The following is an 8,516-nucleotide window of genomic DNA, read 5'->3' as shown; positions in this document are numbered from 1 at the left end:
TACTCGCGCCCTTGTCCCACAGGGAGACCTGGACAATCGCAGCAGCCTTGACGGCGCCGGCACTGCCGGCCATGAGCATTGCGGCAGCAAGCCCGAGCACTGCTCTCCTCGATATGGATTTCATGACAATCTCCTCAGGACGGCAGCAGGAGCGCTCCAACATCCCAGCCACTATCCCTGCTCCCGGCTGACCCCCACCGTCCTTGCGCTAAATCAAAACACGCGCCGGCGCGGCATCACAAGGCCGAACGCCTACGCGACAAGCCTGTAAGGACCTGCATCGTAAGCGTGTTCGACAAGCCGCATTAGCGCACCGTGCTGACCACCAAGGACAAGGAAAAGGCGTTCGCCCTAGCGAAAGAGATCGGCGACAAAGTGAGGATCGAGGAGATCACGCCGAAGCCGAAGCTGTAGCGGTGCAAAAAGCCTCAATCGACCAGCACCCTGGCTAGAACCTGCGTAAGCAGCCGTTTGCCGAGATGTATGTCATCAACCTGAATGACCATAGGCACGCCCAATTCTCTTGCCGCTTGTAGGGCGTCCGTCAATTCCCTTGCCAACCGGACAACCTTCAACTCCGCTTCCGTTTGTTGCGTTGCGTCGGGGGGCGGGCTGCTACGCTCAACTTCTTTCGCATCATTCAGGATGCGCAGCTCATTAAGTTGCTCTTGAGTTGGAAGAGTCATTTGGCGTTTTCCCCCGGACCAAGACTTGAAAGTTTTGCGCCAGTTGAGCGTAAACGCAAGTCGGCTCCCCAAAGGGAGTAGCGCTTGAAGATTTCAGCCATGAAAGGATGGCCGGCTTGGAAGGCACGGGCCTAGTGAGAAACACACGATACTTGGTTTTGGCGACCCTTCTAGCCGCGGCCCTTAGACATGGGCGGCCTGCAGCAGATCGGATATTTGCTGTATTGTTTCGGTGACCTTGACGGCGGTCTCTTTCGAGGCTGCGCCTATTCCGGTCAGATAGACCACGGTAACAGCTGCATTTGTTGTCGGTTGTATCCCGATTATTTTGTCTGAGTTCAAGAGGATATTAGTCCCCCCACTTTGAGTGAGTTTTAGAAACATGAAAGTGACCCTCCCGGTTTGAAAACAATCAAAGGTAATCAGACCCGGCACGCGGTGGCAAGCAATACAGAAGGGTGCTTTGACAGCCTTGTGAGGGAAGGCCGTTTCATTTCCTCAACCTCACTCCAGCGCCGCCGCCATTCTCGGGGATGAACTCGACGCCTGCAGATTCGAGTGCAACGCGCATCTTGTCGACGCTGCTTACCCGAGCGTCCTGGCCGGCTTCAAAACGGTTGACGGTGTTCCCTCCAACACCGGCCGCTTTGGCAAGGTCGAGAGTGCTCCAATTGAGGGCTGCACGCCCCATGCGGCATTGAACTGGCTTCATATGGTGTTTTTATCACCAAATGTCATTGACAGCAAATAGGGTATGGCATTACCGTTAATGGTGTAAATATCACCATTAGGAGATACCAATGCCGAACACCCATGTTCCGGCGGCCGGCGAAGCTTCGCCTGCTACCGAGGTAATGCAGATTGGAAGATTTTCCCGCCGGCGCCTGCTCAACCTGACCGGGGCAGGCCTGGCTTTCGCAGCCGCCGCCATGGCCTCTACGGTCAAACCTGCGCCGGCTGCCCTAGTCAGCAAGATGGCCGAGCTGGAAGCCGCCTTCCAAGCCGAATGGAGCAAGCTCCGCGCCATGGAGCCGGAGCATGGCGCCGCCGAACGGCGGTATTTCGATGAGTGCGCCAAGCTGGTGAAGCCGGTTAGGCGGGAACGTACTCAGGAGGAAATCGAGGCGTTCAGCAATCTGACTATCGCGGAACTGCGCGACTGGAAATCGCCAGACGCGGGTGAATACGACGAGGCCTCGCGCGTTTACAACAAAGCCGACTGGACGATCCGACGCCGTACCGGCTTCACCAAGATCGACCGCGGCTATGAGCGCCAGTTGGGCCGCACCAACAAGGCCGCAGACCGCGTCATGTTCAGCGCTGCCGAAACGCTCGATGACCTTGCCGCCAAGACGCGGGTGCATCGGGTGTGGGAGTTCGATGGCCACGACAACTTCGAATACATCATGGCCGACATCGCCCGTATCGTCGGGAAAGGCGGTGCCTCATGACCGCGCCCGTCACATTGGCGAAGGTGCTTGACCCCACGAAGGCCGGCAAGCTCTGTTTCGAGATCATGGCCTATACCGACGTAATCGGCGGCAACTTCATGGGTAACCCATTATGCCAATGAACTGCTGACCGTCGACCCGTTTGCCGAACTCGAAGATGACTGTTTGATCGTCTGGCAATTGATCGATGGCGAGCCGTTTCTGGCGCGCTGGTACAAAACCGGCAAGGACCAAAACGGAAGGTTCGTGCGACCTGGCGCTCCGGATGAAGCGTTCCGCGTCCATCTAGGCATCACCTATACCAAGGCCGACATTGGGCAAACGGTCAACGTCCTGGGGCGGGTGGTCGGACCGCCGCGCGAGACCTGCCTCTTATGTCGATAAGGTGCGGTCATGAGGCACCAGACCGTATTCATCGGCATGACGCCGACCCTACGCCTACGGATAGAAACGACGATCGAGAACCTGCTCGCGCTGCTCGACGAGATCGACGGCGACGAGAACCTTGAACCTTACCACGCCGGCTCTGACCAGCGCTTCATGGATGATCGTGAAGGCGACGACGAGCGGGAGGCCATCGACGAGCGGGAACTCGACGCCAGCGACTATGACTTCCCCGGCTTTATCGAGGGAGGTCAAGGCCTCTAATCATTCCGTACACGAAGCGATCAAGCCCGCTGCCTCACGGTGGCGGGCTTATCGCCTGTCTATCTCTTCAAGCAGTGCGCGCAGTTGATCCACGGTAATGATCATGCTGCACAGCTTATGATCGCCGCCCGTTGAGGGGCTGTACGCCCTCATGATGTCGATCTCTATCGGTGTTCCGATCTCCGGAGAGCCGCGTGCCGGGTCGCCGACGCGGATCCATCGATCGCTAACGATGCAGTTGAGGCTCATCTTGCCTCGTCTGTTCAATTCGCGCTGCGCGTGGGTCACAGGGAACTTTTTGATGTTGGCCATGTCGCATCCATGTCGCGCGGAGTTGCCGATAGCCGCAGGAAACCCTTGGAAATCAACGGTAGTGGGTTGCAACATGACGCGAAAGGGCCAATTTGGCGCCCTGCCCTGTCCATCAACGTCTTGATTTAATTGAGAAATCCGATGGTACCGTTGGCTGGGATCGAACCAGCGACCTCCGGATCCACAATCCGGCGCTCTAACCATCTGAGCTACAACGGCACGTTCACCGAGCCGGACCAGGTGGAAAGCGCGCTTTCCGTGATCCGCTCCGTCGTTCGGCGATGCGTCCTTACGGGCTAATGGATCTTAATTCAAGACTTTTGCTAGGCAAAGGTCGCTTCCCCACAAACAGCATCGACTTTTCGCCGGACAAAGAAAAAGGCCGGCGGGAGGAGGTGCCGGCCTTTTCCTGTTACGAGCCAGCGGGAGGAGGTGCTGGCTGGTCACCCCGGGAGCAGAGGGAGGAGGTTCCACCCGCCGGGTATTCCTTGATGGCTACCATCATACGCCTGATCGTTTTTAAGAAAATGCGACCTTTTGTTGCATCCTCAGATCATGCGCAAATGTTAGGCAACCTTGATTTCCTTCATCGCCTTCTCGAAGGCGGTCTTGATCGGCTTGGAGACATCCTCGGCCGCCTTGGAGGCGACGGTCTGGAAGTCCTTGGCCTGCTCGACGGTCATTTCGACGCGCTTGCGCAGGAAGGCGGTCTGCAGCTCGACGACTTCCGACAGCGACTTGGCGCCGATCAGGGCTTCGAGGTGCGAGAAACCAGCCTCAGCATTGGCGCGGAGAGCGGAGATGGTCTTGAGCGACAGGTCGCTGGAAACGGTCTTGGCGGTCTCGTAGGTCGACTCCAGAGCCTTCTGGGTCTCCTCGGCACCGGTCTTCAGCTTGGCATAGGCTTCCTTCGACTGCTCAACCCCCTTTTCGGCGAAAGCGCGCATCTGGTCGGTGGCCTTGGAAGCGTCGAAGCTCGGGAATTCAACGTTTTCGATCGTGTCGGCAGTTTTGGTCCTGGACATTTTCCATCCTTTTCAGCGTCAGCGGCTTTGACAGAAAGCCGTCTCGTTCATGTATGATGGCAATATAAAGGCAAATTTTGTGCATTGCAATATCTTTGTTGCAGTGCACCATAAATTTCTTCGGGCCGTTAACCAAGAGGCCAGATTCCAGCCTTTGCACGTTCTGGCTTGTGGACCTTCGCGCCGCCGGCTTTTATTAACAAAGCGTTAACCGCAATTTGCCGCTCCGTGAGGGTTCGCCAAGCGCATGCCGTCCGAATATTCCTTCCTCGACGTCGCCGTGCTCGACGCAGTCCGCCAGCGCTTTGCCGCCGGCGACGCGGTCGCGATTCTTTCAACGGATCTGGAGCAGGTGATCTGGGCCAATGGGCCAGGGGCCGCAGTGTTCGGCTATCCCGACATCGAGGCGATCATCGGCGCTTCCGCGCAACTGCCGCTGATCGCCAGACGGCAGATCATGGCGACCAGTGGATTTCCCGAGATTGGCGGCGACCGCGCCATCACGGTGCGGCTGGCAACCGGCTTGACCAGCCGTGCCGTCGGCTTCCTGGCCAGTGCCGTGACCATGCCGGACGCCGAAAAGGCGATCATGCTGACCGTGCCGGCGGCGCAGACGGGCTCGCGTAGCGCCGGCGAAATCGCCGCTCGCGCCATCGGCGGCCTTACCGAAGACGGCCATTTCATCGCCTTTGTCGATGCCAAGGGAAACGTCGAGGCCGCCTCGGAAGGATTTTCGGCACTGGGCATCTTGCCGGAGACGCTGGCGGCGCTGGTTGCCGACGTCGCGGATGAGAGCGACCGCATCGTCAAGCGCCTCGTTCCCGGCGGCGCGACCTCCTATCCGGCAGGGCTGGCAAGATTGACCGAGGAACGGCATCTACTGGTGGTGATCGACGAGGACCAACTCGACGACACGTCCGCTGCCGACGACAGCGTCGCGGACACGCAACCGCCAGCCCAGGTCGAAAGCGCGGCTGCGGTAAGCGCGATTGCCCAGTCGGAACCGGACCAGGACAACAGACCTGCAATCGGCATCGAACACCCAGCCGTGGACGAACCGAGCGTTCCGGAAGCCGCCGAGATTATCCCGATGCCGGCAGCGTCTGAGAATGCCGATCCAGCGGGGCAGCCTGCGAAGGCGGCGGATAACGACCCGGCGACTGCCGGCACTACGCCAGCGCAGCATGATCACTGGTACTTCAATGCCGGTGAGGAAGACAGGCAACAGGCCGACCGGGCCGCTGCAGCCGAGCCGGTTGAGCCCCCTGCCGCCGTCGTGGAGGGTGCGGAAAATCCGACGCAGCGCGAGACCAAGGCCCCTGTCGAACGCCCGGTCGCGCGGTCGATCGACCGGGCGGCGGCGCCACTGCGCTTCGTCTGGCGCACCGATGCCGAAGGCAAGTTCAGCACACTGTCTCCGGAATTCGCCGACATCGTCGGCAAGCCGGCCGCCGACGTGATCGGCCGACGCTTCAGGGATGTGGCGGCCACTTTCGGCCTCGATCCCTCCGGCGAGATCGCCGGCTTGCTGGAACGGCGCGATACCTGGTCCGGCCGCTCCGTGCTGTGGCCGGTCGCCGGATCCGATCTGAAGATCCCTGTCGACCTCGCGGCGCTGCCTGTCTATGGCCGCAGCCGTGCTTTTGAAGGCTTCCGTGGCTTCGGTGTTGCCCGGGCCAGTGACGCGGTCGTCGATCCGGAAGCCATCGGCATGGCCCTGGTGCCCAACGGCAAGGCCCCGGAGATGCCGGAGCCGCAAGCCGTCGAACCCGTGCCTGAACAGCCCAAGGCTGAAGCGTCGAAAGCCCAGGAGCCCAAGTTCGAGGAGCCGAAGGCATCGGACCCGTTCCAGGGCGAGGTGCCGGCGCTGACCATCGTGCCGAAACCGGAGCGGCGCTTTGCCGACAAGGTGATCCGGCTGGCCGAACATCGCCAGCCAGCCAACGACAAGGGCCTGTCGACGCTGGAGCGAAGCGCGTTCCGCGAGATCGGCGAAAGGCTGAAGAAGGACAGTTCCCCGGTCGAGCCGCCGGAGGCCGAGAAGCCCAGCCTCGACAATCCCAGGGGACAGGCGGTCGCGACACCTGCCGAAGCCGCGACGGAGGTACCGACGGCGGAGACGAAGGCGCCGGCAGTCGGCGAGATTCCGTCAACACCGGATGTGGCCTCGCACGAAGAGCCGACGCTTGCCGGCGATGAGCCAGAGACCGAAACGATGCCGGTCGAGCCGTCCGAGACGGATGTCGATGCCGAGGACGAAGCGGATCTGGCGCGGCTTGACGGCGGTCACCCGGACGAAGCGGGTCATGAGGCACCCTCCGACACCGTGCCGGGCTCTCTGCTCGACTATGCCGACCGTGACGACGAACGCGGCCCTGTCGCGGACAGCAGTGACGAGGCCCCGGTTTCCGAACCTGTTGCGGCGCAACCAGAGATCAACAAGCCCGTCGCCACCGGTGAAAAGCCGGCTTCTGCCGATGCGACACATGGCGCCGTCGATGACGACAGCATGACATCGGCGGATTTTCGCGATGCCGAGGATAGTGAAGATTGGGCGCAGCCCGACAAGGAAGCCGCGGCGTCTGACCAGCAAGCGGTTGCGTCCGTCGCGGAAACTGCCGGCGCAAGCGGCGCCGCAGCACGCATCGCGCGCCCACGCCTTAATGTGCCGCCGCTCAAGGTCGAAGGGTTCGTGCCGTCGGCCTTTTCGGCCGGAGATGAACACAAGGCTCCCGATACCTCGCTTCTCAGCAAACTGCCCGTGCCGCTGCTCATCCATTCCGGCGACCAGTTGCACTATGCGAACGAGGAATTCCTCAACCTGACCGGCTATGAGGCGCTCGACGACCTGGCGGATGCCGGCGGCCTCGGCGCGCTGTTTGCCGACCCCTACGCCCACGATGGCACCTCCGACGGCACCGATCGCGCCTTGCGACTGAAGACGCGCGATCGGCAGGAATTCCCGATCGAGGCTATCCTGCGCTCCGTCCCCTGGCGTGACGGCAAGGCATTGATGCTGGTCGTGCGCCGCACCGGCGAAGACGACGCGCCGGCGGCCCTGCATGTGGTTGGCGACGAGCAGACGCAGCCCGACATTCCCGAGCTCAAGGCACGCATCGCCGAGATGCGCACCATCATCGACACCGCCACCGACGGGGTCGTGCTGATCGGCCGTGACGGCACCATCCGCTCGATCAGCCGGCCGGCCGAAGCGCTGTTCGGTTTCGACAGCGACGAAGTGACCGGCAAACCGTTCGCCTCGCTGTTTGCGATAGAAAGCCAGCGCGCGGCGCGCGATTATCTCAACGGACTGTCCGAGCCCGGCGTGGCGAGCGTCATGAATGACGGCCGCGAGGTGATCGGGCGCGAGGCGCAGGGCCGCTTCATCCCGCTGTTCATGACCATCGGCCGGCTGCCCAACGACAGCGGCTTCTGTGCCGTCGTGCGTGACATCACGCAGTGGAAACGGGCCGAAGAGGACCTGACCCAGGCACGCGCGGTGGCCGAGCGTGCGTCCTCGCAAAAGACCGATTTCCTCGCCCGCATCAGCCACGAGATCCGCACGCCGCTCAACGCCATCATCGGCTTTTCCGAACTGATGGTCGACGAGAAGTTCGGGCCGGTCGCCAATGACCGCTACCGCGACTATCTGCGCGACATCAATCGCTCCGGCAACCATGTGCTCGACCTCGTCAACGACCTGCTCGATATCTCGAAGATCGAGGCCGGCCAGCAGGAGATGGCATACGAGGCAGTGTCGCTCAACGACACGCTGGCCGAGACGGTGGCGATGATGCAGCCGCAGGCCAACCGCGAGCGCGTCATCATCCGCTCCAGCTTCGCGTCGCGGCTGCCGGAAGTGGTGGCCGACCTGCGCAGCGTGCGCCAGATCGCGCTCAACATCCTGTCGAATGCCATTCGCTACACCCAGGCCGGCGGCCAGGTGATCGTCTCGACCGCCTATGAGACATCGGGCGACGTCGTCATGCGGGTGCGCGACACCGGCATCGGCATGAGCCACGCCGAGATCGAGCAGGCACTGAAGCCGTTCAAGCAGATCAACGCGTTGAAGCGCGGACGTGGCGACGGCACGGGGCTTGGACTCCCGCTGACCAAGGCGATGGTGGAAGCCAACCGCGCCCGATTCACCATCAACTCGACACCGGGTGAAGGCACCCTGGTCGAGGTCGCGTTTCCGTCGACCCGCGTGCTCGCCGAATAGAGCAATTCCGGAAAGCAGTCCGGCCTCAAGCGCATGGCGTGATCGGATTCAGGCGATGCGCATATGCATGTCGTTCTCCCAAAACCTGGACCAACTTTTGGGCGACATGCATCAGCAAAAAGAAAAGGCGCCCAAGAGGACGCCTTAAGAGATGGGATTGCTGTCACAACGG

Annotated in this window: 9 protein-coding genes and 1 tRNA gene; 5 read left to right on the top strand and 5 right to left on the bottom strand. The window is 61.4% G+C overall.

Features of this window, described 5'->3' with window-relative positions; genetic code table 11:
• Positions 1 to 428: 428 nt before the first annotated feature.
• Positions 429 to 686, bottom strand: coding sequence for a hypothetical protein (locus tag AC1DZU_RS27190; protein WP_477289736.1), 258 nt, complete (start codon positions 684 to 686; stop codon positions 429 to 431).
• A gap of 183 nt (positions 687 to 869) precedes the next feature.
• The gene (locus AC1DZU_RS27185) at positions 870 to 1,070 is read right to left on the bottom strand and encodes a hypothetical protein (protein WP_477289735.1); all 201 of its coding nucleotides are present in this window, start codon (positions 1,068 to 1,070) and stop codon (positions 870 to 872) included.
• Between the two features lie 416 nt (positions 1,071 to 1,486).
• On the opposite strand from AC1DZU_RS27185, the gene AC1DZU_RS27180 reads away from it, so the two are divergent.
• The 4 genes from AC1DZU_RS27180 to AC1DZU_RS27165 are packed head-to-tail and all read left to right on the top strand — an operon-like array spanning position 1,487 to position 2,785.
• Positions 1,487 to 2,137: a hypothetical protein gene (locus tag AC1DZU_RS27180; RefSeq protein WP_477289734.1), complete on the top strand. Its 651-nt coding sequence runs from the start codon at positions 1,487 to 1,489 to the stop codon at positions 2,135 to 2,137.
• Positions 2,134 to 2,259, top strand: coding sequence for a hypothetical protein (locus AC1DZU_RS27175; protein WP_477289733.1), 126 nt, complete (start codon positions 2,134 to 2,136; stop codon positions 2,257 to 2,259). Before AC1DZU_RS27180 ends, AC1DZU_RS27175 begins: the two co-directional genes overlap by 4 nt.
• A gap of 43 nt (positions 2,260 to 2,302) precedes the next feature.
• Positions 2,303 to 2,521 carry a hypothetical protein gene (locus AC1DZU_RS27170; protein ID WP_477289732.1) on the top strand — a complete coding sequence of 73 codons (219 nt, stop codon included), beginning with the start codon at positions 2,303 to 2,305 and terminating at the stop codon, positions 2,519 to 2,521.
• A gap of 9 nt (positions 2,522 to 2,530) precedes the next feature.
• Entirely contained in the window at positions 2,531 to 2,785 is a 255-nt protein-coding gene (locus tag AC1DZU_RS27165) for a hypothetical protein (protein ID WP_477289731.1), read from the top strand.
• Between the two features lie 48 nt (positions 2,786 to 2,833).
• Here AC1DZU_RS27165 and AC1DZU_RS27160 read toward each other — a convergent pair whose 3' ends face one another.
• The 3 genes from AC1DZU_RS27160 to AC1DZU_RS27150 all read right to left on the bottom strand — a co-directional run bounded on the left by AC1DZU_RS27160 (position 2,834) and on the right by AC1DZU_RS27150 (position 4,122).
• The gene (locus AC1DZU_RS27160) at positions 2,834 to 3,097 is read right to left on the bottom strand and encodes a hypothetical protein (RefSeq protein ID WP_477289730.1); all 264 of its coding nucleotides are present in this window, start codon (positions 3,095 to 3,097) and stop codon (positions 2,834 to 2,836) included.
• Positions 3,098 to 3,239: 142 nt separating this feature from the next.
• Positions 3,240 to 3,316 (bottom strand) — tRNA-His (locus AC1DZU_RS27155).
• Between the two features lie 347 nt (positions 3,317 to 3,663).
• On the bottom strand, positions 3,664 to 4,122 hold the full coding sequence (locus AC1DZU_RS27150; RefSeq protein ID WP_095088547.1) for a phasin: 459 nt from the start codon (positions 4,120 to 4,122) through the stop codon (positions 3,664 to 3,666).
• A gap of 247 nt (positions 4,123 to 4,369) precedes the next feature.
• On the opposite strand from AC1DZU_RS27150, the gene AC1DZU_RS27145 reads away from it, so the two are divergent.
• Complete coding sequence (locus tag AC1DZU_RS27145; protein ID WP_477289729.1) at positions 4,370 to 8,344, top strand: PAS domain S-box protein; 3,975 nt, start codon at positions 4,370 to 4,372, stop codon at positions 8,342 to 8,344.
• Positions 8,345 to 8,516 lie beyond the last annotated feature (172 nt).

It is taken from the genome of Mesorhizobium sp. P2_A12, assembly GCF_056405075.1.
This window is presented reverse-complemented; position numbering and strand designations above follow the sequence as displayed.